This window comes from Sphingobium sp. ba1 (assembly GCF_000743655.1).
Classification (GTDB): domain Bacteria; phylum Pseudomonadota; class Alphaproteobacteria; order Sphingomonadales; family Sphingomonadaceae; genus Sphingobium.
Map to the genome: position 1 here is coordinate 1,728,161 of NZ_JPPQ01000069.1, position 22,297 is coordinate 1,750,457.

The following is a 22,297-nucleotide window of genomic DNA, read 5'->3' on the forward strand; positions in this document are numbered from 1 at the left end:
TGTGGAGCCCATAGTCGTGAACCGACGCCAATTTCTCGCCACCAGCGGCGCCACCGCGCTGACCGCCGCCACCGCCGCCCCCACCTTCGCCCAGTCCGGCAACGCCGACGCCCGGCTGCGCCCCATGCTCGACGGCTTCTTCTACGAACGGCTCGCCGACTCGCCTGAACAGGCGACCCGCCTTGGCCTCGACACCGGCGAGCGTGCTGCGCTGCGCGGCAAGCTCAGCGACACCTCCGCCGCCGGGGTCGCCCGCGACCTCGCCCGCAGCAAGGCCCAGGCCAGGCAACTCGCGACCATCGACCGCAATTCCCTCAGCGCCGCCTCGAAGCTCGACCATGACGTCGTCACCTATCAGCTCGACCGCGCGATCGGCGGCGAACGCTTCGGCTATGGGGAGACGGCGGGCCGCTACGCCCCCTATGTGCTGAGCCAATTGACCGGCAGCTATCGCGAGATTCCCGATTTCCTCGATTCGCAGCATCGCGTTGCCAACGCCGCCGACGCCGATGCCTATCTCGCCCGCCTCGACGCCTTCCCGGCCGCCATGGACGGCGAACTGGAACGGCAAAAGGCCGACGCGGCCAAGGGCGTGTTCGCGCCCGACTATATTCTCGACACGACGCTCAAGATGCAGGCGTCGCTGCGCGACCAGCCCGCCGCGCAGACTGTCCTGGTCGCCTCTTTCGTAAAGAAACTCGCCGCCGCCGGCCTGCCACCCGAACGCGCCGCGCAGGCCGAAAAGATCGTCACCGACAAGATCTTCCCCGCGCTCGACCGTCAGCGCGCCCTGGTGCAGGATCTCCGCGCCAAGGCGACCCATGACGCAGGCGTGTGGCGCCTGCCCGAAGGCGAGGCCTTCTACGCCGCCGCCGCCGAAGCGGCCACCACCACCGCGCTCACCGGCGATGAAATCCACCAGATCGGCCTCGATCAGGTCGCGCAGATCAGCGCCCGGATCGACACGATCCTGAAAGGCGAAGGGATGAGCCAGGGGACCGTCGGCGATCGCCTTGTCGCGCTGAACAAGCGCCCCGACCAGCTTTTCCCCAACACCGATCCCGGCCGCGAAGCGCTGCTCGCCCAACTCAATGTCCAGATCATCGCCATGCAAAAGCGCCTCGGCGAAGCCTTCAACACCGTGCCCAAGGCCCCGGTCGAGGTCCGCCGCGTGCCGGTCACCATCCAGGCGGGCGCACCGGGCGGCTATTATCAGAACGCCTCGCTCGACGGCTCGCGCCCGGCCATCTATTATATTAACCTGCGCGACACGTTCGACCGGCCCAAATTCGGCCTCGCGACCCTGACCCATCATGAAGCCGTGCCGGGCCATCATCTCCAGGTGTCGGTCGCACTGGAATCGGACGCCATCCCGATGATCCGCCGACGCGGCGGCTATAGCGGCTATAGCGAAGGCTGGGCGCTCTATTCCGAACAGCTTGCCGACGAAATGGGCATGTATGACGGCGATCCGCTGGGCCAGGTCGGCTATCTCCAGTCGCTCCTCTTCCGCGCCACCCGCCTAGTCGTCGACTCCGGTATGCACGTCAAACGGTGGAGCCGCGAAAAGGCGACCGATTATCTGATCGCCACCACCGGCATCGCCCGCGGCCGCAGCCAGGGCGAAATCGACCGCTACACCGTCTGGCCGGGTCAGGCCTGCAGCTACAAGATCGGCCACACCGTCTGGAACGACCTGCGCGCCGAAGTGCAGAAGAAGCAGGGCGCCGCGTTCGACATCAAGGCTTTCCATGACGTGCTGACGCTCGGTGCCATGCCGCTCGACATATTGAAGCAGACGGTGCGGCAACGGGCGGGGATAGCCTAAAAATCCTCCCCCTGCGGGGGAGGTGGATGGCCGCAGGCCAGACGGAGGGGTGTCACGCTCTCGATAGGGCGACGCCCCTCCCCCACGCCCTTCGGGCGCGGTCCCCCTCCCCTTCCAGGGGAGGATTTCAACGTTGAAAAAACGGCCCGGCAGTTTCCCGCCGGGCCGTCCAGTCCTTCCACCCAAACCCGCGAAGGGAGTGTCGAATTCCCCCGCGAGCTGGCCCGTAAAGCGGCCGTCATCCCCGCGCAGGCGGGGACCGATCTCCCGACATCGCACCCCAACGGCACGCCGGAGATAAAGCCCCACCCGCGCGGCAATCACGAAAGAGTGTCAGGCCGCAAATTGATTCATCGTATTGTGCGCGCCACCAGCCTTCAGCGCCGCTTCGCCCGCGAAATACTCCTTATGATCATCGCCAATGTCGCTACCCGACATATTCTGATGCTTCACGCAGGCGATGCCCTGGCGGATTTCCTTGCGCTGCACGCCCTCGACATAGCCCAGCATCCCGGCTTCGCCGAAATACTCCTTCGCCAGGTTGTCGGTGCTGAGCGCCGCCGTATGATAGGTCGGCAAGGTGATGAGATGGTGGAAAATCCCCGCCCGCGCTGCCGCATCCTTCTGGAAGGTGCGGATGCGGTCGTCGGCTTCCCGACCCAGATCGGTGGCATCATAATCGACGCTCATCAGGCGCGCCCGGTCATAGCCGCTGACATCCTTGCCCGCTTCGACCCAGGCATCATACACCTGCTGACGGAAATTCAGCGTCCAGTTGAAGCTGGGTGAATTATTATAGACGAGCTTGGCATTGGGGACGACCTCGCGGATGCGGTCGACCATCGACGCGATCTGCTCGATATGCGGCTTTTCCGTCTCGATCCACAACAGGTCCGCGCCATTTTGCAGGCTGGTGATGCAATCGAGGACGCAGCGATCCGCGCCAGTGCCCTCGCGGAACTGGAACAGGTTGCTCGGCAACCGCTTGGGGCGCAGCAGCTTGCCGTCGCGGTTCAGGATGACATCGCCATTCTTCGCCGTCGCCGGGTCGATCTCCTCGCAATCGAGGAAGCTGTTATACTGGTCGCCGATATCGCCCGGCTCGTTGCTGACCGCGATCTGCTTGGTCAGGCCAGCGCCCAGCGAGTCCGTCCGCGTGACGATGATGCCATCATCGACGCCGAGTTCCAGAAAGGCGTAACGGCAGGCGCGGACCTTCGCGAGAAAGTCCTCATGCGGCACGGTGACCTTGCCATCCTGATGGCCGCACTGTTTTTCGTCCGACACCTGATTCTCGATCTGGAGCGCGCAGGCTCCCGCCTCGATCATCTTCTTGGCGAGCAGATAGGTCGCTTCCGCATTGCCGAAGCCCGCATCAATGTCCGCAATGATCGGGACGACATGGGTTTCGAAATTGTCGATCGCGTGCTGCGCCTTCTGCGCCTTGACCTCGTCACCGCCAGCGCGCGCCGCGTCGAGATCGCGGAACAACATCCCCAATTCGCGGGCATCGGCCTGCTTCAGGAAGGTGTAAAGCTCTTCGATCAGCGCCGGAACGCTGGTCTTCTCATGCATCGACTGATCGGGCAGCGGGCCGAAGTCGCTGCGCAGCGCCGCAACCATCCAGCCCGACAGATAGAGATATTTGCGCTTGGTCGTGCCGAAATGCTTCTTGATCGCGATCATCTTCTGCTGGCCGATGAAACCGTGCCAGCAGCCGAGCGACTGGGTGTATTCGGCCGGGTCCGCATCATAGGCCGCCATGTCGCGGCGCATGACGCCCGCAGTATATTTGGCGATGTCGAGACCCGTGTTGAACCGGTTCTGCAATTGCATCCGCGCAACCGATTCCGCATTGATGCCGTCCCATGTGCCGGGATGGCTGCCGATCAGCGCCTGCGCCTTTGCGATATTTTCCTGGTAGGACATGGGCCGTTCCCTCGTGAGCTATGGGCTTGATGTACAGCCCCTACCCCCCGCCCACACGGCGCGGCAGCCCTTGTGAAGTTCAGTTGTCGATCTTTACAAAAATATGCTGTAAAGTTGTAAAGCCTGCACAGGAGTCGAGCCGATGCGTAAAGACAGCCCGGTCTATATGGGGCCGCGCCTGCGGCGGCTCCGCCGCGACCTTGGCCTTACCCAAGCCGACATGGCCGCCGACCTGGACATTTCCGCCTCCTATGTCGCGTTGCTCGAACGCAACCAGCGGCCGCTGACCGCGGACATGCTGCTGCGCCTCGCGCGCACCTACAAGCTCGACATGGCGGAGGTGGCGGGCGACGGCGGCACTGAACAGACCGCGCGGCTCCACGCCGTCCTCAAAGACCCGATGTTCGCGGACCTTGACCTGCCCGCGCTTGCCACCGGCGACGTCGCGGTCAATTATCCCGGCATCACCGAAGCGCTGCTGCGCCTCTACACCAGCTATCGTGAAGAGCATCTGGCCCTCGCCGACCAGGGCACCGCCCCTGATGACGCGCCCGATCCAGTCGCCGAATCGCGCCGCTTCCTCGCCGCCCGCCGCAACAGCTTCCCGATGCTGGACGACCTGGCCGAAAAACTCGCCGCCGATGCCGAGACGGAAGGCGGCCTCACCGGCTGGCTGCGCGCCCGGCATAGTCTTCGCGTTCGCCGCCTGCCTGCCGACGTCATGGCCGGATCGCTGCGCCGCTATGACCGGCATCGCGACGCCATCCTCCTCGACGACACGCTCGACACCGCCAGCGCCCAATTCCAGCTCGCGCTCCAGATCGCCTATCTCGAAATGCGCAGGGCCTTCGACGCCATCCTCAAGGACGGCCAGTTCACTACCGAAAGCAGCCGCCGCCTCGCCCGCCGCGCGCTCGCCAGCTATGGCGCGGCCGCGATCCTGATGCCCTACGCCGCCTTCGCCAAAGCGGTTGAGGCACGCCGCTATGATGTCGAGGCGCTCGCCCGCCAGTTCGGCACCAGTTTCGAGCAGGTCGCCCACCGCCTCACCACCCTGCAAAAACCGGGGCAGGAGCGCGTTCCCTTCTTCTTCCTCCGCGTCGATCCGGCAGGCAATGTCTCCAAGCGGCTCGACGGCGCGGGCTTTCCCTTTGCCCGGCATGGCGGCTCCTGCCCGCTCTGGTCGGTGCATCGGGTGTTCGAGACGCCCCGACAGGTCGTCACCCAATGGCTCGAACTGCCCGACGGCCAACGCTTCTTCTCGATCGCGCGCACGGTCACGGCGGGCGGTGGAGGCTGGGGATCCCCCAAGGTCGACCGCGCCATCGCACTCTGCTGCGCCGCCGACCATGCCCATCGCCTGATCTATACCCAGGGCAGCCCGCCCCCGGCGCCCACGCCGATCGGCGTCACCTGTCGCCTCTGCCACCGCCCCCACTGCCTCGCCCGCTCTGCCCCGCCGATCGGCCGCGACATGCTTCCCGACGATTATCGCGGGACGCGCGCGCCGTTCGGCTTTGCGGATGGCTGATCCGCCAGCCTGAACTTCAGCAACAAAGTCCGCTGGAAAAATTCGTGATTATCGTCGGAGATCACCCATAGCATCGTCCGCCCGCCCTCCCGGCTGATCGCGATCCCCTCGAAATTATCGGCCAGCAGCGGCGGCGCGAGGCGCGCCAGCGTCCGCGCCTTGAGCGTCGCGCCCGGCTCCAGCGTCACCGGCAGATCCACGATGGCAATGGTGGCGGTAAACAGATTCTGCAACGTCAGACGGCGATTAACGACCAGCAACCGCCGATCGTCCAGCGCCACCGCATCGGTCGGCCGATAGCCCTGCGGCGGCGTGTAGCGCAGCGGAATGGGGTCGGGCGTCGCACTCTCGGCCGGATCGCCCGCGAACAACAGAGCCTGATGCGCTCCATCGGGTGTCATCCCCATCTCCGCAATCGCGATGAACCGCCCATCGGGCAATCGCGCGAGCGATTCGATGGACCCCGTCTTGGGCCAGCCCAGAATGGCGGGCCAGACGCGGCACGCCTCCACCCGCGCGAAACCGGGCGCATAGCGGCAGATAGACTGTTGCAGTTCGAACCCCACCCAATGGCGGTCGGTCGCCGGATCATAGGTCAGCGCTTCGGAATCCCACGCCCACCAGGGGCGATCCCGGTCCTTGGGCCGCACCGGCAGCGGCGCGATGAAGGGGCGCCGCGACGCCTCGCCTGATCCTACATGAAAGCCCATCAGGATGCCGGAATCGCTCAGCGCCAATATGTCGCCCCCGCCGGTCGCGCGCAGCGCTGAAATGCCGCCAAAGCCCGGATTGGCGCTGCGCAATTCCCATCCGCCGAGATAGTCCAGCGCCCCCACGCGCCGCAGCGCAGGGTCGATGCTGCTGAGCGGTAGCGCGCGCGCCGATACCAGCAACGCGCCTGCCTGCACCGCTTCCGGCTTGCTGGGATGCGGCGCGGGCAACAGCAGGATGGCCAGCGCCAGCACGATCAGGATTCGCGTCATCCCGCCCGCCATAGCGGCTCTGTCGACGAAGCGCAGCACGGCAATGGCCAACTGTTGCCATGTGAACGCGGGCTGTCAGCGCCATTCAGACATGGCTCAACCCGAATCGGCCATAAAGACGTCACTCGATGGGCAATCCCGTAATCGGACATCGCCCCTCTGATGCTGACACAGGAAGGAGAAGCGCGATGAAGATGAAGTTTCTTTTGAATTTGGGCGCAGCCCTGGCAATGGGCGCAGCCTCCATGGTGGCGACCGCCACACCCGCAATGGCGCAAAATGGCTATTATCGCGGTTACGACCGTGGTTATGATCGCGGCGATTATTATCGCGGCGACAATCGCGGCTACCGGGGTGACCGTGGCTATCGCGGCAACCGTAACCAATATTATCGCGGCGACCGCTATTATCGCAATAATGGCTATCGGGGCGGCTATCGCTGCCGCGACAATGGCACGGGCGGCACCATCATCGGCGCGATCGCCGGTGGCCTGCTCGGCAATGAAGTCGGCAAGGGTTCGGGCCGCTATGGCCGTCGCGGTGACGGTACGACCGGCGCGATCATCGGCGCAGGCGTCGGTGCCCTCGCCGGCCGGGCGATCGACCGTAACTGCTGAATTCTGAGCCAAGTAAGAATGCCGTCCCGTCAGGGGCGGCCTTTTTGCGTCAAGGTTTGGGATCAGGCTGCGGCGCAACCCGGCCCCGATCGGCCCCGGCGGCCGCGCTGGCTGCGGGATTGAGGCCAGCATCGCCGCTCTGCGCCACGCCTCTCTGCGCATCGAGCATCGCGGCCGCATCGTTCAGCGCGCTCGCTTCACTGGCGCTCACGCCGCCGACACCATCGGACGGCTCTGAACCACAGGCACCAAGCGGCAGCAGCGCTGTAGCGATGAATAAGGCGCGGATCATCTCTCTATCCCCAATCGAAAAGCGACCCTGTCGTTCGCACGTTAAAATCCTCCCCTGCAAGGGGAGGGGGACCGCGCCGAAGGCGTGGTGGAGGGGTGTCACCGCCTCGATAACGCAACACCCCTCTGTCTGACCTTTGGCCAGCCGCCTCCCCTAACGGGGCAGGAATGAGTAGTGGTGCAAACACCAAAACTGCCCAATAGAAAAGGGGCCGCGCCGTTGCCGGTGCGACCCCCAATCATATTCGTCCAACAACCCTTGCGGGTTTTACATCGCGTTGGCGACGTTGTTGGTGGCGTTCGACGCAGCGTTGGCCGCATTGTCGGCAGCGTTCATCGCCGCGTTCATGGCGTTGTCGGCAGCGTTCGACGCGTTCTCGGCCGAGTTGGCGGCGTTGTTCGCGGTGTTTTCGGTTTCGGCGCCCGAGCAGGCAGCCAGGCCGAGCGAAGCGGCAAGAACGAGCGAAAGAGCGATAGACTTGGTCATGGGCAAAAACCCCTCTCTGAGAAAAAAACGGTGCAGACCACTCTCGGAGAAAAGCTCACCCCCCATTGCGCCTGCGAGGCGATTCGTAATGCCTTGGACGGGGCAAGGCAATCCCATTCATGCAACAGCAAGGCGATAGGCCCATGCTTTTGCCGGTCAAAAGCCGGAAAATGAGAGTTGTTGACGCATATAAAGATTTCTTTATATGATGTTCCCATGGCAGCTTCGCTCGACATTTTCCGCGCCCTTGGCGATCCGACCCGCTTGCGGATCATTCATTTGCTGCGCGCGATGGAGCTGGCGGTCGGCGAAATCGCGCAGGTCGTGGGGCAAAGTCAGCCGCGCGTATCGCGCCATGTCCGCATCCTCGCCGAAGCGGGCCTGGTCGAGCGGCGCAAGGAGGGCAATTGGGTGTTCCTGCGCCTCGGCAAAGGCGAAGGCCTCGCCCCCTTCATCGCGCTGTTCGATCATCTGACGCCATCGGACGCCGAAAAATTGTGGCAGCAGGCTGATTTGGCGCGCCTTGCCGCCGTGCGCGCCGACCGCGCCCGCGCCGCCGAAAGCTATTTCGCCGACCATGCCGAGGAATGGGATGCGATCCGCTCGCTCCACGTTGCCGAGGCGCAGGTGGAAACCGCGATGACCGCGCTGCTCGCCAGCGCCCCGATCGGCCATCTGCTGGACGTCGGCACCGGCACCGGCCGGATGGTCGAACTGTTCGGCCCCGCCGCGCGCGCCGTGACCGCGATTGATCGCAGCCCGGACATGCTGCGCCTCGCCCGCGCCAAGCTGCCTGAAGATGCGGGCGACAAATATGCGCTGCTGCTGGGCGATTTTCTCGACCTGCCGCTCGAACCGGGCAGCGTCGATACGGTCGTGCTGCATCAGGTGCTGCATTACGCGCAGGCCCCCGAACAAGTGATTGCCGAAGCCGCGCGCGTGACCGCGCTCGACGGCCGCGTTTTGATCGCCGACTTCGCCCCGCATGAGCGTGAGGAATTGCGCCTGCGCGACCAGCATGCCCGCCTCGGCTTCTCCGACGATCAGATCGGCGGCTGGTTCGCGGCAGCGGGCCTTGTGCTGGAGCGGGTGGAGACTTTGCCGGGCCAGGAACTGACGGTGCAACTCTGGCTGGGACGGCGCAAGGGCGCCCGCATCCTGCCCATCGAAGGACGGATTTCTGCATGACCTTGAACGATCCTGCCGCCCCGCTCTACGCCGACCTTGCGGGCGACTGCCAGGTCAGCTTCGAATTTTTCCCGCCCAAGTCGGAAAAGATGGAAGCACAACTCTGGTCCGCGATCGAGACGTTGACGCCGCTTGCGCCTAAATTCGTGTCCGTGACCTATGGCGCGGGCGGGTCGACCCGCGAACGCACCCACAACACGGTCGCACGGATCGCGAAGGAAACGCCGCTTGCCGCCGCCGCGCATTTGACCTGTGTCGGCGCGAGCAAGGACGAGATTGGCGAGATCGCCGATGCCTATTGGGACGCGGGCGTGCGCCACATCGTCGCGCTACGCGGCGACCCGCCCGAAGTCGGTGGCACGTTCGAACCGCACCCGCAGGGCTATAAGGGCGCGGCCGAACTGGTCGAAGGCCTCATCAAGCGCCACCCGTTCGAAATTTCGGTATCGGCCTATCCCGAAGTCCATCCCGAAGCCGCCAGCGCGCAGAGCGACCTGGATAATCTCAAGCGCAAGCTCGATGCCGGGGCGATCCGCGCGATCACCCAATTCTTCTTCACCCCCGACGCCTATTTCCGCTTCCTCGACAAGGTGCTGGCGGCGGGCATCACCGCCGACATCGTGCCCGGCATCATGCCCGTCAGCAATTTCGCCGCGACCCAGCGGATGGCCGCCATGTGCAATACGCAAGTGCCCAGCTGGATGGCGCGCCTGTTCGAAGGTCTGGACGACCACCCCGCCTCGCGCCAACTGGTATCGGCCACAATCGCGGCCGAACTCTGCCAGAAACTCTATGCAGGCGGCGTGCGCGACTTTCATTTCTACACGCTCAACCGCTCGGAATTGAGCTTTGCCATCTGCCATTTGCTGGGGCTGCGGGCAAAGGCGACAGCGGACGCCTAGATATTTCACCCCCCCCTCCGTTCGGTTCGAGCTTGTCGAGAACTGGTTTCGTGGGGGTTCTCGACAGGCTCGAACCGAACGGTACGAGAGGATATGAACATGACCGCTGAACACCAATTACGCGCCCTGGCCGCCGAAAAGATCCTGATCTTCGACGGCGGCTATGGCACGTCGATCCAGAAACATGGCCTGACCGAAGCCGATTATCGCGGCACCCTCGATTTGCCCAAGGATCAGAAGGGCAATAACGACCTGCTCTGCCTGACCCGGCCGGACATCGTGCAGGGCATCCATGCCGCCTATCTGGCGGCGGGCGCGGACATGATCGAAACCAACACCTTCAGCTCGACCAAGATCGCCATGGCCGATTATGGCTGCGAACATCTGGTGTGGGACATTAATATCGCCGCCGCCACGCTCGCGCGCAACGCCTGTAACGCGGCGACCGCGGCGGATGGCAAGCCGCGCTTCGTGTGCGGCTCGATCGGCCCGACCAACAAGACGCTGTCCATCTCGCCCGACGTCAACGACCCCGCCTATCGCGAGGTCGATTATGACACGCTCAAGGCCGATTACCGCCAGCAATGCGATGCGCTGATCGCGGGCGGGGTGGATTTCCTGCTGGTCGAAACCTGTTTCGATACGCTGAACGCCAAGGCCGCAGGCATGGCCGCGCGCGAGGCGGAGGCAGCGGCGGGCCGCCCGGTCCCGCTGATGCTCAGCTTCACCATCACCGACATGTCGGGCCGCAACCTGTCGGGCCACACCATCAACGCCTTCTGGTATTCGATGCGGCATCTCAAGCCGCTGACCATCGGCGTGAACTGCGCGTTTGGCGCGGACCTGCTGCGCCCTTATCTCGCCGACCTGTCGAAAAATGCCGACACGCTGATCCTGGCCTATCCCAATGCAGGCCTGCCCAACGAACTCGGCCAATATGACGAACTGCCCGAAACCACCGCAAAGCTGATCCGCCAATGGGTCGATGAAGGGCTGGTCAACATGGTCGGCGGCTGCTGCGGCACGACGCCAGAGCATATCGGCGCGGTGGCGAAGGCGCTGGCGGGCGAGAAGCCGCGCGTGGTGCCGCAACTCGAAGTCGTCACCCGCCTCGCCGGCCTGGAACCCATGCACATCGCCGCCTGAACCCAACCTCCGTTCGTGTCGAGCGTAGTCGAGACACGGGCGCGAATGCTTCTCGACTTCGCTCGAAGCGAACGGACCCTGAAAACATGACCCAGAAATCCCCCAATCTTACTGGCGCCACCTTCGTCAATATCGGCGAACGCACCAACGTCACCGGATCGGCCAAGTTCAAGAAGCTGATCATGGCGGGCGACTATGCCGCCGCGATCGACATCGCGCGCGAGCAGGTGGAGAATGGCGCGCAGATCGTCGACGTCAACATGGACGAGGGGCTGCTCGACGCGGTCGAGGCGATGACGACCTTCCTCAAGCTCATGACCTCGGAACCCGACATCAGCCGCGTCCCCGTCATGATCGACAGCTCCAAATGGGAGGTGATCGAAGCGGGCCTCAAATGCGTATCCGGCAAGCCGATCGTCAATTCGATCAGCATGAAGGAGGGCGAGGAGGCCTTCCTCTTCCACGCCCGCAAATGTATGGCCTATGGCGCAGCGGTGGTCGTCATGGCCTTCGACGAGACCGGCCAGGCTGATACCAAGGCACGCAAGGTCGAAATCTGCGCCCGCGCCTATGACCTGCTGATGGGCATCGGCTTCCCGCCCGAAGACATCATCTTCGATCCCAACATCTTCGCGGTGGCGACGGGGATTGAGGAGCATAATAATTACGGCATGGACTTCATCGAAGCCTGTCGCGAGATCAAGGTGCGCTGCCCGCACGTCCATATCTCCGGCGGCCTGTCCAACTTCTCCTTCTCCTTCCGCGGCAACGAACCCGTCCGCCGCGCAATGCACAGCGTCTTCCTCTACCACGCCATCCCCGCTGGCCTCGACATGGCGATCGTCAACGCCGGCCAGCTCGACGTCTATGACGCGATCGATCCCGCGCTGCGCACCGCCTGCGAGGATGTCCTCCTCAACCGCGATCCCGAAGCCGGCGACCGCCTCGTCACCCTCGCCGAAAGCTATCGCGGCAAGGACGCAGCAGTCGAAAAGGCCGCGCAGGAATGGCGCAGCTGGCCCGTCGCCCGCCGCCTCGAACATGCGCTGGTCAAGGGCATCGACATGTATGTGGTCGAAGATACCGAGGAAGCCCGCCTCGTCGCCGCCCGCCCGATCGAAGTGATCGAAGGCCCGCTGATGGACGGCATGAACGTCGTCGGCGACCTGTTCGGCGCGGGCAAGATGTTCCTGCCCCAGGTCGTCAAATCCGCCCGCGTCATGAAGAAGGCGGTCGCCCACCTCCTTCCCTATATCGAGGCCGCCAAGGAACCCGGCGCCAAGGGCAAGGGCAAGATCATCATGGCCACGGTCAAGGGCGACGTCCATGACATCGGCAAGAATATCGTCGGCGTCGTCCTGCAATGCAACGGCTTTGACGTCATCGACATGGGCGTGATGGTCCCCTGGCAGGATATCATCAAGGCCGCGAACGAGAATGACGCCGACATGATCGGCCTGTCGGGCCTCATCACCCCCTCGCTTGACGAGATGGTGACGGTCGCCACCGAAATGCAGCGCGCGGGCATGACCATGCCGCTACTGATCGGCGGCGCGACCACCTCGCGCGTCCACACCGCGCTGCGCATCGATCCCGCCTTCACCGGGCCGGTCGTGCATGTGCTCGACGCCAGCCGCGCCGTCGGCGTCGCCACCGCGCTGGTATCGGACACGCAAAAGACCGCCTTCGTCCAGAAGACCAAGGATGACTATGAGCATGTCCGCGTCGCCCGCGCCAACAAGGGGCAAAGCGCGCTGGTCAGCATAGAGGACGCCCGCGCCAACGCCTTCGAAATCGACGAAAGCCTCAAGGCCCCGCGCCCGCGCCTGCCCGGCGTCCATCGCTTCCCCGATTGGGATCTGAAGGATCTGGTGCAGTATATCGACTGGACCCCCTTCTTCCGCGCCTGGGAACTGGCGGGCAATTATCCCGCGATCCTGACCGACGAGGTCGTGGGCGAAAGCGCTTCCAGCCTGTTCGCCGATGCGCAGGCGATGCTCGACAAAATCGTCACCGAAAAATGGCTGACCGCGCGCGGCGTCGCGGGACTATGGCCCTGCCGCCGTCAGGGCGACGACATCATCGTCCATGTCGAGGATGAGAAACACTATACCCTCCCCATGCTGCGCCAGCAGATCCAGAAGCGCGAAGGCCGCGCCAATATGTGCCTCGCCGACTTCATCAGCCATGATGGCGACTGGATGGGCGGCTTTGCGGTCGGCATCCACGGCATCGAGCCGCATCTGGCCCGCTTCAAGGCGTCGATCGACGATTATTCCGACATCCTCCTGAAAGCCCTGGCCGACCGCCTCGCCGAAGCCTTCGCCGAACGCCTCCACCATTATGTCCGCACCGCGCTCTGGGGCTATGCCGAGGGCGAGCAACTGACCAACGAAGCGCTGATCAAGGAACAATATCGCGGCATCCGCCCCGCGCCCGGCTATCCCGCCTGCCCGGAACATAGCCTCAAGACGATCCTGTTCGAGATGCTCGACGCCCATCACGCGACCGGCATCACCCTGACCGAGAGCTTCGCTATGCTCCCCACGGCCGCCGTCAGCGGCTTCTATTTCGGCCATGCCCAATCGGAATATTTCGGCGTCGCCCGCGTCGGCCGCGACCAGTTGGAGGAATATGCCACACGGCGCGGCATCGACCTGGAAACGGCCGAACGCTATCTGCGTCCCAATCTGGATTAAACGCCCCGAAACAGCCGCTTGTTACGGTCAGCGCAATATCCTACACCCACCCCGCGCCGATGATATGCATCGGCACGGGGGGGATTATTCATGAAGCCGATTGCCACCATCCTGGGCGCCTGCGCCCTGTTTCTCGCCGCACCCGCCATCGCCGGGGACCAGGACTTCACCCTGTTCAACAAAACCGGCTACGACATCGCCGAAGTCTATGTCTCGCCCGCCGATGCCAAAGCCTGGGGCGACGACGTGATGGAAGACGAAGTGCTGGAAGACACCGCCTCGGTTCCCATCACCTTCAACGCCAAAAACGCCGTCTGCAACTACGACCTCAAAGTCATCTTCACCGATGGCGACGAAGCCCAGTGGACCAATTTCGACCTCTGCACGATCAGCAAAATCCAGATCTTCTGGAACGCCAAGACGCAGAAGGCGACGGCCAAGTGGGAGTGAATGGGCGGGGGTCAGTGGGCCGGTTCGGTAGGGAGCCGCTGCATCGCATCACGCCTTCTATCGATGTAAAGCGGGATGCCGGGTCAAGCCCGGCATGACGAAAGGGGGGTAAGTCTGGTGACCAGTCGGACGGACAATCGTCACGACCTCCCCATCCCACTCCACGTCACCCCGGACTTGATCCGGGGTCCCGCTTCTTGCTCGGCGCAACCGAAGGAAAGCGGGATGCCGGATCAAGTCCGGCATGAGGAAGGCGGATGGGAATGAACGACCACATCAAGCTGTTTCCAGCTCAATTGACCTTCCCCCAAAGCTGACAGTACATCGCGGGCATCCGTTGGGCCGGGAGGCTATGCCCGTGAAAAATATTTTGTTTGTTTGCAGTCAGAACCGTCTTCGCAGCCCGACTGCTGAGCAGGTTTTTTCTGGGCGACCGGACCTCGAAGTTTCATCGGCAGGCACAAATAATGATGCTGAGAACCCTCTCACATCGGAATTGATCAAGTGGGCCGACGTGATCGTGGTCATGGAAAAGATGCACCGCACCAAGGTCCAAAAACGCTTCCGTTCTTCGCTCAATGGAAAGCGGATGATCTGTCTCGACATACCAGATGAGTTCGTATTCATGGACCCGGCGCTGGTGGCATTGCTGGAGGAGCGGCTTGCACGGCATCTGCCTACTGGCTGACATCAGCCATTTCTTGCCGCTTATCTGGCTTGCTGATCCGCCCGCAAGCAGACATGATTGCGATGTGTTGAATTAGAGAAGTTGAGCGGGATGGAAGGAGATGCGTCGGGTGATCAGTCGGACTGAAAATGCGCAGCATCCCACCGTCCAACGCTACGTCACCCCGGCCTTGAGCCGGGGTCCCGCTGCCTTCTAAAACCCGCCCCATGGATCGCGAACATAAAGGCGGCTGGGTCTACATCATGGCCGACCGCTATCGCGGCACGCTCTATGTCGGCGTCACCACCGATCTCGCCGCCCGCATCCACCAGCATCGCTCCGGCACCGGCTCAGACTTTTGCGCGCGCTACGGCCTGCATCGCCTCGTCTGGGCGGAGCGCGGCGATGACATCGCAAACTGCATCGACCATGAAAAGCGTATAAAACGCTGGCGTCGCCCCTGGAAGTTCGCGCTTGTCGAACAGGGCAACCCGAACTGGCGCGACCTGTTCGACACGCTGACCTGACCACCCAACCAGCCAAGCCCGACACAAACAACCGTTCACTCCTACTCGCCCCCAATCAACGTCACCCCGGCCTTGAGCCGGGGTCCCGCTTCTCCTCCGGCACAACCGAAGGAAAGCGGGATGCCGGATCAAGTCCGGCATGACGAGAGGGGGAAGGCAAAGCGTAATGCCCGCGTTTGCCCGAAAATCCTCCCCTGTAGGGTTCAACAGAGGCACGTGAATCTGTTGAAGGGGCCACGAAATGGTGGAGGGGTGTCACCCCATTGACAGGGTGACACCCCTCCGTCTGGCTACGCCAGCCACCTCCGTGCTAGGGGGAGGATGACTGAGGATGACCAAGTCTTACCGTTTACAGCGATCGCGTGGGAGCCCTAAACCCGCCGGGACGGGACGCCCTCTTTTGCAAACGGATTGATTCCGCTCGCTTCCTTCTTGAGCCGGGTCCACTCTTCCTTGAATATTTTGCGGCCCGCCGCTCGCAAGGTTGTAGCCGCTTCGGTGGATACTTCCTGATCGTAACGGTCTAACGCTGCGAGCAGCGCAAGGTGATCTTCCTCACCGTGGTTCAACCGCATCTCGATTCTGGCCTGTAACATCACCAATTTAGTCCGAAGGCCTCGCTCCTCTGTGAGTAGCGCGTCTTGTCCTGCACCGTGGAAACTACCGGCAGACTTCAATGTCTCAATCTGCGACCGGATGGAGATAAAATCTGCTACATCTTCTCGGACAGCATCGATCCACTTTTGCCTATTCGCGCTCACGACCGTTGCACGCGAGTTGCGTGCTGCGATGTCGATTTGCGCGCGTATAGTTTTGGTAGCAATCTGGCGGTTTGCCACAATTGCGCCCCATGCAGCCGATGCACCGATTAGCGCTACAGTGGCTGCGCCAATGGAGATGATTTCAGCGGTCGTCATAGATACAGTTTAGCATGCGTCATGCAAATAAACGACGGCTTTCGGCGTCTGGCTACTTGAAAAGACCCTGTCATGAATCCACCCAAAAATCCCCCTTCCAATGTAGGAAATCCTCTGGTCTATCCTCATAGATGTACCAGCACCCCACCCCTCATTCGCCCGCGCCCGCCGCGCCAGCTTCCACCGATCGCGCCCGCTGGACGCCGGACAAGCAGCGGCTTTTCCTCGCCACCCTGCTTGCGACCGGCAATGTCACGCACGCCGCCCGCACCGCGGGCATGTCGCGCGCCAGCGCGCATCGGTTGCGGCAGCGGTTGGCGGGCACGCCGTTCGACCGGACATGGGATCGCGCGCTGGCGCTCCATGCGCAAAGCCTCGCCGATCCGTTCGCCCCGCCGCCCGCCCCCAGGGCGGCGCGTCGCTGACGCGTGGGTGACGCGTCCCTGTCGCGTCGCTGTGACCCAACAGGCGCGTCACCGTCGCGTCGCGAGGGCTTCACCGGCACTTTACGCCCGGATTCGCCCGGAAACAGGGTGCTGCAACGGTGTGAACTTCCCCGCCGCCGCGTGGCTGTGACCCTGACGGACACGGGGACGGGCAGGGCGCCGGCAACCGCCACCGCCGCCCGCAACCTTTGCCCGCCCATCTGTCCCATAGCGGGGCAGCGCGCCATTAACCCCCTTCTCGCCTTGGTCGGCGCGTCGCCCGCGCCTATCGTGCGCGCCATGCGCATCATGTCCACCAGCCTGCTCGTCTCCCTCGCCATCGCCTCGACCGCGCTGGCACAGGGCAATCCCGCCCCCTTCACGGTCGCCGAATCGGGCCGCGCCTTCGGGTCGCTGGCCGATGCGCTCGGCGCGATCGGCGACGGGCGCGGCACGGTGGTCGTGGCCCCTGGCACCTATCGCCAATGCGCGGTGCAGCAGGGCGGCGACGTCACCATCCGCGCCGCAACGCCGGGCAGCGTCATCTTCGACGGCGTGCCGTGCGAGGGCAAGGGCGCGTTCGTGCTGCGCGGCCGGGCGAGCGTGGTGGACGGCATCATCTTTCAGAATATCCGTGTGCCCGATGGCAATGGCGCGGGCATCCGCCTGGAAAGCGGCAGCCTTACCGTCCGCAACAGCCTGTTCCGCAACAGCGAGGAAGGGATTTTGACCGGCGACTATGACGGCGGCCAGGTCAGCATCGACAAGTCGACCTTCCGACACCTCGGCCGCTGCGACCGTGACCTCGACTGCGCGCACGGCATCTATATCGGGCGGCTCGACAGCCTCACTGTGACCAACAGCCGCTTTGACCTGGGCGATGGCGGCCATTACCTCAAAACCCGCACCGCCCGCGTCACCATCACCGGCAATAGTTTCGACGATAGCGGCGGCAAGCTGACCAACTATATGATCGACCTGTCCAACGGCGCGAGCGGCCTCATCCGCGGCAACGAAATGGTGCAGGGCAAGGACAAGGACAACTGGTCCGCCTTCATCACCGTCGCCCCCGAAGGCCGCGAACATGACAGCAGCGGGCTGGTGATAGAAGGCAACAAGGCCGGTTTCGTGCCCGGCCTGGAACGCGGCTCCACCTTCGTCGCCAACTTCACCGACGACGCGGTGAAGATCGGCGCGAACCAACTGGCTCCAAGCATGAAAGTGAAGGACCGGCGCTAACGAAAAGGCCGATCCTCGCCGGACCGGCCTCCCCTCAATCGAACAGCTCTTCCAGAAAGCTCTTCTTCCGCTTCTTTTGATAGCCCTGCCCATCGTCACGATAATCGCGATCCGGGCGATAGCTTGGCGGTGCCACCGGCGGCGCAACGACATTGCCCGGCCCCGATCGCTCGATGATCTTGTCCAGTTCGCCCCGGTCCAGCCACACGCCCCGGCATTGCGGGCAATAGTCGATTTCAACCCCCTGCCGGTCCGTCATCGCCAATCCGACATGACAGACCGGGCAGAGCATGGCGGAGACCGCCGCTTGATCACGCATAGATTTACTCCCGCTCGCCGGTCAGGCTGAGCAACATCTGGAACAGGTTGACAAAATTGAGGTACAGCGACAGCGCGCCCATGACCTGCATCTTGGCCGCCATTTCATGGCCTGCATAGGCGAAATAATCCGATTTGATGCGCTGCGTATCCCAGGCGGTCAGGCCGGTGAAGATGATGACGCCCAGGATCGAGATGACCATCTGCATCGCCGATGAGCCGATGAACAGGTTAATGAGGCTGGCGACGATGATGCCGATCAGGCCCATGATGAAGAAGCTGCCCATCTTCGTCAGGTCGCGCTGCGTGGTATAGCCCCACAGCGCCATGGCAAGGAACATGACCGCGGCCGAGAAGAAGGCCTGCGCGATGCTGCCACCGGTGAAGACCAGAAAGATGCTGGCCAGCGACACGCCCATCACGGCGGAGAAGGCGAAGAAGGCCAGCCGCGCGCCCGCCGTCGTCATCTTGTCGATGCGGAAGCTGAAGAAGAATACAAAGGCCAGCGGCGCGAAGATCGCCACCCATTTGAGCGGCGTGCCAAAGATCGCGGCGGCCAGCACCGGCGTATTGCCGATGAACGCGGCGACCAGGCCGGTGATCACCAGCCCCAGGCCCATATTGCGGAAAACGCCCAGCATATGCGCGCGCAGCCCGGCGTCGGTCTGCGCCGTCCGGCTCGCGCCATAGCCCGGCATACGAACGGGATTATTCACGGCTACTCTTACTCCATCAAGACGGTGGATCGAGTGGCCCGGTGCGGTCTCTTGCGACATTGAGGGGGCAACTGCCGCAAAACCTGCACCGGGCGCACCCGATGCGGTCCGACATCACGATATGGACAAGGGGGGAAATCCATATCGTCAGAGGGCACCGGCCCGCATCAAGCATATTGGTGGAGGAACGCGCCGGTGCAAGGGTCGGGCGCAGATGCAACATTTTATTACAAATATTCAAATCCTCCCCCGCCGGGGAGGGTTTCTTGTTGTTGACCCCCGCGCCGCTTCGCGCCATCGCTTTGCGCCATGTCCGACGACCAGCATATCACCGCGCCGCTGCGCCTGTTCAACAGCCTGACCCGCACGATCGAGCCGTTCGCGCCGATCGAGGACAGCCATGCGCGCATCTATAGCTGCGGGCCGACCGTCTATAATTATGCGCATCTGGGCAATTTGCGCGCCTATGTCTTCACCGATACGCTGCGCCGCACCTTGTTGTGGAAGGGGCTGTCGGTCACCCACATCATCAACATCACCGATGTCGGCCACCTAACGTCGGACGCCGATGCGGGCGATGACAAGATGGAGGCGGCGGCGCGCGCCAGCGCCAAGAGCATTTGGGACATCGCGGCCCATTATACCCAGGCGTTCAAGCAGAATATCGCGGACCTCAACATCCTCGCCCCCAGCGAGTGGACGGTCGCGACGGACTATGTGCCGCAGATGATCGAATTTGCGCAAAAGATCGCGCCGACCCATTGCTATGAGCTGGACAGCGGCCTCTATTTCGACAGTTCGACGGTGCCCGATTATGGCGCGCTGGCGGGCGGCCGCGACGATGCGGCGCATGCGCGGATCGATCCGGTCGCGGGCAAGCGCAACGCATCCGACTTCGCCATCTGGCGCAAATCGCCACCGGGTGAGCAGCGGCAGATGGAATGGGACAGCCAATGGGGCAAGGGCGCGCCGGGCTGGCATCTGGAATGTTCGGTGATGAGTCAGGCGCGCCTTGGCCATCCGTTCGACATCCACACCGGCGGCATCGACCATCGCGAAATCCATCATCCCAATGAGATTGCCCAGAATCAGGCGTTCCACGCCTGCTGCGGCGGCGATGTCGGCGCGGTGGAGGCGGGCTTCACCGGCGCGCGCTGGTGGATGCACAATAATTTCCTGGTCGATCGCAGCGGCAAGATGAGCAAGTCGAAGGGTGGCTTCACCACCCTCTTCTCGCTGATCGACGCGGGCGTGCATCCGCTCGCCTATCGCCTGCTCTGCCTGGGTGCCCATTATCGCAGCGAATTGGAGTTCAGCGCCGAGGGCGTGGCCGCTGCGTTGACGCGCCTCAAGCGGCTGGTGATGGGCGTCGAAGGGTTGAAGGCACGGGCCGAGGGCGTGACCTGGCAATCGCCGCGGCTCGATTATCTGCGCGCCAACCTCCACCCCAAGCTGGTGCCGTTGCTGGAGCAATTCGACGCAGCGATCGCCGACGATCTGATGACGCCCCGCGCCCTGCCGCTGCTGGAGGAAGCGATCGCGATCAAGAAGATCCCGGTGGATGAAAAGCTGTGCCTGATCGCCGCCTTCGACGCGGCACTGGGGTTGAACCTGATGACGCTCAGCCGCGCCGACCTGCGCCTGCGACCCAAGGATGCCGCCATCACCCCCGACGCGATCGAGGCGGAGTTGGAGCGCCGTGCCGCTGGCCGTGCCGACAAGGATTTCGCCCTGTCGGACGAGATCCGCGACGCGCTGATCGCACAGGGCGTCGATGTGATGGATGGCGATCCGCTGCGCTGGGACTGGCGATTGACGCTGACGCAAGGATCGTAACGGCTGCGGTTGTGACTTGACGCGGCACTGCGCCGCGCGCCTATGCTGACGCCGGGGAATCCTTGGGGGCATAGGCATGAGGCTTTCGACGCGCGCAATCAGTCTGCTCCTGGCGCTGGCCGCGCCACAGGCGTTGGCTGCGCCGGACGCGATGCGCGGTTTCCAGCGCGACGATGCCCGCTATGCTGACCTGCGCGCGATGGAGACACGCGGCACGGCCCTGTTCGAAAATGACGATTTCGACAAGGCGATGGGTCCGGCGACGCGCGATGCCTGGCACAAGTTGGTCGCCGCGGCCAGCCGGGTCAAGGTGAACGGCCTGCCCCATCCGCTGGCGGCGGTGGCGACGATCAACCTGGCATCGATGGACCAGATCGAGGGCAAGAATCCGCAGGCGCTGGCGATGGCGGAAAAAGGCCTGGCCATGCTCGCCCCCTTTCGCGACGCCTATCCCATCCCCTGGATGCAGGGGCTGTCGATCAAGGGCTATATCCAGTCGATCAACGGCGACGTCGCGACCGGCGCGCAGACATTGGCGGAGGGCAGCGCCTATGCCGACCGCCATTTCGCGCAGGTCGATCCCAAGACGTTGGACAAGGGCGATTATATGCTCAAGTCCAACATCGCCTTTTCCCTAGGACAAGCCTATTCGCGCCTTGGCCGCAACAGCGACGCGGTGGAAGCGCAGAAGCGCAGCATGGAAGCGCGGATCACCGGGCTTGGGCCCCATGATCCCGACACGGTCGCTTCCTATTATACCTATGCGCAGATGCTGCTTCGCGCCGACCGCAATGCCGAGGCGGAACGCTATGCGCGCCAGGCAGTGGAGGTCGCGACCGCCCATATCGACACCAAGCATCCCAGCTATGCCCGCGCGCTGGAAATGTTGGGCATCCTCCTGTCGCGCACCGGGCGACGGGTGGAAAGCCTGGCCTATCTGCAGCGCGCGATTGCGATCAAGCGCGAGACGGTGGGGACTAAGAGCCTTTATTTCCACTATGGCCTCTATAATCTGGGCGGCATATTGCTGCCACTGGAACGCTATGCCGATGCCGCGCCGCTCTATGTCGAAGCGGAAAAGGGGTTTCGCGCAGTGGAGGGCGAAGCCAGCCCGCAGGCGGCGCGATCGCTCGCTTTACTGGGCCTGATCGACCAGGCCAGCGGACGGCCGGACGAGGCCGCAACGAAGCTGGAAACCGCTCTCGCCCGCGTGCGCGCGGCCACGACGCAGGACCGCGACATGGGCCAGCGCGTCTATCCGTATCTCATCCCGGTGCTGCTCGATCTGCAACAGCGGGATAAGGCAGCGGCGGCGGCGCGCGACTATGCCGCCGAAACCGCGGCGCTCGACAATAGCCCTGCCTTCGCGCTGGCCAATGCCGCGATGATGCAGCGCTGGGCCAATGGCGATCCGGCCCGCACCGCCGCTGCGGCCCAGCTTGCCGCCTTGCTGCGCGACGAGCAGAATCTGCGCGACGATGGCGAATTGGCCGACGAACAGCGCGCGGCGCTCGATTCGATCCTCGCCATCGCGGCGGACAGCCAGGATACGGCGCTGGCGCTCGACGCGATGGCGATCCTGGCGGGGTCGAAGATCGCGC

Annotated in this window: 21 protein-coding genes; 14 read left to right on the forward strand and 7 right to left on the reverse strand. The window is 63.7% G+C overall.

The annotated features are described in order from the left end of the window. The first annotated feature begins 16 nt into the window (after window positions 1-16). Window positions 17-1,828: a DUF885 domain-containing protein gene (locus IL54_RS11425; protein WP_037475741.1), complete on the forward strand. Its 1,812-nt coding sequence runs from the start codon at window positions 17-19 to the stop codon at window positions 1,826-1,828. Window positions 1,829-2,161: 333 nt separating this feature from the next. On the opposite strand, the gene IL54_RS11430 is transcribed toward IL54_RS11425, so the two are convergent. Then, window positions 2,162-3,757, reverse strand: a complete 1,596-nt coding sequence (locus IL54_RS11430) for an isocitrate lyase (protein ID WP_037475743.1) — start codon at window positions 3,755-3,757, stop codon at window positions 2,162-2,164. Window positions 3,758-3,899: 142 nt separating this feature from the next. Between IL54_RS11430 and IL54_RS11435 the strand changes: the two genes are divergently transcribed. Continuing rightward, window positions 3,900-5,288 carry a helix-turn-helix domain-containing protein gene (locus tag IL54_RS11435; RefSeq protein ID WP_037475745.1) on the forward strand — a complete coding sequence of 463 codons (1,389 nt, stop codon included), beginning with the start codon at window positions 3,900-3,902 and terminating at the stop codon, window positions 5,286-5,288. Here the strand turns inward: IL54_RS11435 and IL54_RS11440 are convergent. After that, window positions 5,246-6,271 carry an esterase-like activity of phytase family protein gene (locus tag IL54_RS11440; RefSeq protein ID WP_037478446.1) on the reverse strand — a complete coding sequence of 342 codons (1,026 nt, stop codon included), beginning with the start codon at window positions 6,269-6,271 and terminating at the stop codon, window positions 5,246-5,248. The genes IL54_RS11435 and IL54_RS11440 overlap by 43 nt on opposite strands. Window positions 6,272-6,459: 188 nt before the next feature. On the opposite strand from IL54_RS11440, the gene IL54_RS11445 reads away from it, so the two are divergent. Continuing rightward, the gene (locus tag IL54_RS11445; protein ID WP_037475748.1) at window positions 6,460-6,888 is read left to right on the forward strand and encodes a glycine zipper 2TM domain-containing protein; all 429 of its coding nucleotides are present in this window, start codon (window positions 6,460-6,462) and stop codon (window positions 6,886-6,888) included. Window positions 6,889-6,937: 49 nt separating this feature from the next. On the opposite strand, the gene IL54_RS11450 is transcribed toward IL54_RS11445, so the two are convergent. Beyond that, window positions 6,938-7,180 carry a hypothetical protein gene (locus IL54_RS11450; protein WP_037475753.1) on the reverse strand — a complete coding sequence of 81 codons (243 nt, stop codon included), beginning with the start codon at window positions 7,178-7,180 and terminating at the stop codon, window positions 6,938-6,940. A 267-nt stretch (window positions 7,181-7,447) separates the two neighbouring features. Next, window positions 7,448-7,666 (reverse strand): hypothetical protein, encoded by a 219-nt coding sequence (locus IL54_RS11455; protein WP_037475755.1) that lies wholly within the window; start codon window positions 7,664-7,666, stop codon window positions 7,448-7,450. A gap of 216 nt (window positions 7,667-7,882) precedes the next feature. Here IL54_RS11455 and IL54_RS11460 point away from each other — a divergent pair, with 216 nt between their 5' ends. From IL54_RS11460 to IL54_RS11490, 7 genes are all read left to right on the forward strand, one after another. Further along, window positions 7,883-8,854, forward strand: coding sequence for an ArsR/SmtB family transcription factor (locus IL54_RS11460; protein ID WP_037475758.1), 972 nt, complete (start codon window positions 7,883-7,885; stop codon window positions 8,852-8,854). Further along, window positions 8,851-9,756 carry a methylenetetrahydrofolate reductase gene (gene metF / locus IL54_RS11465; RefSeq protein WP_037475760.1) on the forward strand — a complete coding sequence of 302 codons (906 nt, stop codon included), beginning with the start codon at window positions 8,851-8,853 and terminating at the stop codon, window positions 9,754-9,756. Before IL54_RS11460 ends, metF begins: the two co-directional genes overlap by 4 nt. Before the next feature lie 99 nt (window positions 9,757-9,855). Further along, on the forward strand, window positions 9,856-10,902 hold the full coding sequence (locus IL54_RS11470; RefSeq protein WP_037478449.1) for a homocysteine S-methyltransferase family protein: 1,047 nt from the start codon (window positions 9,856-9,858) through the stop codon (window positions 10,900-10,902). An 86-nt stretch (window positions 10,903-10,988) separates the two neighbouring features. Then, window positions 10,989-13,601 (forward strand): methionine synthase, encoded by a 2,613-nt coding sequence (gene metH / locus IL54_RS11475; RefSeq protein ID WP_037475762.1) that lies wholly within the window; start codon window positions 10,989-10,991, stop codon window positions 13,599-13,601. Window positions 13,602-13,691: 90 nt separating this feature from the next. Beyond that, window positions 13,692-14,051, forward strand: a complete 360-nt coding sequence (locus IL54_RS11480; RefSeq protein ID WP_052027663.1) for a hypothetical protein — start codon at window positions 13,692-13,694, stop codon at window positions 14,049-14,051. A gap of 352 nt (window positions 14,052-14,403) precedes the next feature. Then, a complete protein-coding gene (locus tag IL54_RS11485; RefSeq protein ID WP_037475764.1) occupies window positions 14,404-14,739 on the forward strand; it encodes a low molecular weight protein tyrosine phosphatase family protein in 336 nt (111 codons plus the stop codon). Window positions 14,740-14,945: 206 nt separating this feature from the next. Then, window positions 14,946-15,245: a GIY-YIG nuclease family protein gene (locus tag IL54_RS11490; RefSeq protein ID WP_037475766.1), complete on the forward strand. Its 300-nt coding sequence runs from the start codon at window positions 14,946-14,948 to the stop codon at window positions 15,243-15,245. Window positions 15,246-15,616: 371 nt separating this feature from the next. On the opposite strand, the gene IL54_RS11495 is transcribed toward IL54_RS11490, so the two are convergent. Then, window positions 15,617-16,162, reverse strand: a complete 546-nt coding sequence (locus IL54_RS11495) for a hypothetical protein (protein ID WP_037475769.1) — start codon at window positions 16,160-16,162, stop codon at window positions 15,617-15,619. Window positions 16,163-16,293: 131 nt separating this feature from the next. Here IL54_RS11495 and IL54_RS11500 point away from each other — a divergent pair, with 131 nt between their 5' ends. Continuing rightward, a complete protein-coding gene (locus tag IL54_RS11500) occupies window positions 16,294-16,587 on the forward strand; it encodes a hypothetical protein (RefSeq protein ID WP_037475772.1) in 294 nt (97 codons plus the stop codon). A 300-nt stretch (window positions 16,588-16,887) separates the two neighbouring features. Next, entirely contained in the window at window positions 16,888-17,826 is a 939-nt protein-coding gene (locus IL54_RS11505; protein WP_037478454.1) for a right-handed parallel beta-helix repeat-containing protein, read from the forward strand. 34 nt (window positions 17,827-17,860) lie between these two features. Here IL54_RS11505 and IL54_RS11510 read toward each other — a convergent pair whose 3' ends face one another. Next, window positions 17,861-18,145, reverse strand: a complete 285-nt coding sequence (locus IL54_RS11510) for a TFIIB-type zinc ribbon-containing protein (protein ID WP_037475774.1) — start codon at window positions 18,143-18,145, stop codon at window positions 17,861-17,863. Window positions 18,146-18,149: 4 nt separating this feature from the next. Then, the gene (locus IL54_RS11515; RefSeq protein ID WP_037475777.1) at window positions 18,150-18,842 is read right to left on the reverse strand and encodes a Bax inhibitor-1/YccA family protein; all 693 of its coding nucleotides are present in this window, start codon (window positions 18,840-18,842) and stop codon (window positions 18,150-18,152) included. A 327-nt stretch (window positions 18,843-19,169) separates the two neighbouring features. Here IL54_RS11515 and IL54_RS11520 point away from each other — a divergent pair, with 327 nt between their 5' ends. Continuing rightward, window positions 19,170-20,696: a cysteine--tRNA ligase gene (locus IL54_RS11520; RefSeq protein ID WP_037475780.1), complete on the forward strand. Its 1,527-nt coding sequence runs from the start codon at window positions 19,170-19,172 to the stop codon at window positions 20,694-20,696. 76 nt (window positions 20,697-20,772) lie between these two features. Continuing rightward, the coding region (locus IL54_RS11525; RefSeq protein ID WP_037478456.1) for a tetratricopeptide repeat protein at window positions 20,773-22,297 on the forward strand (1,525 nt) is incomplete at its 3' end.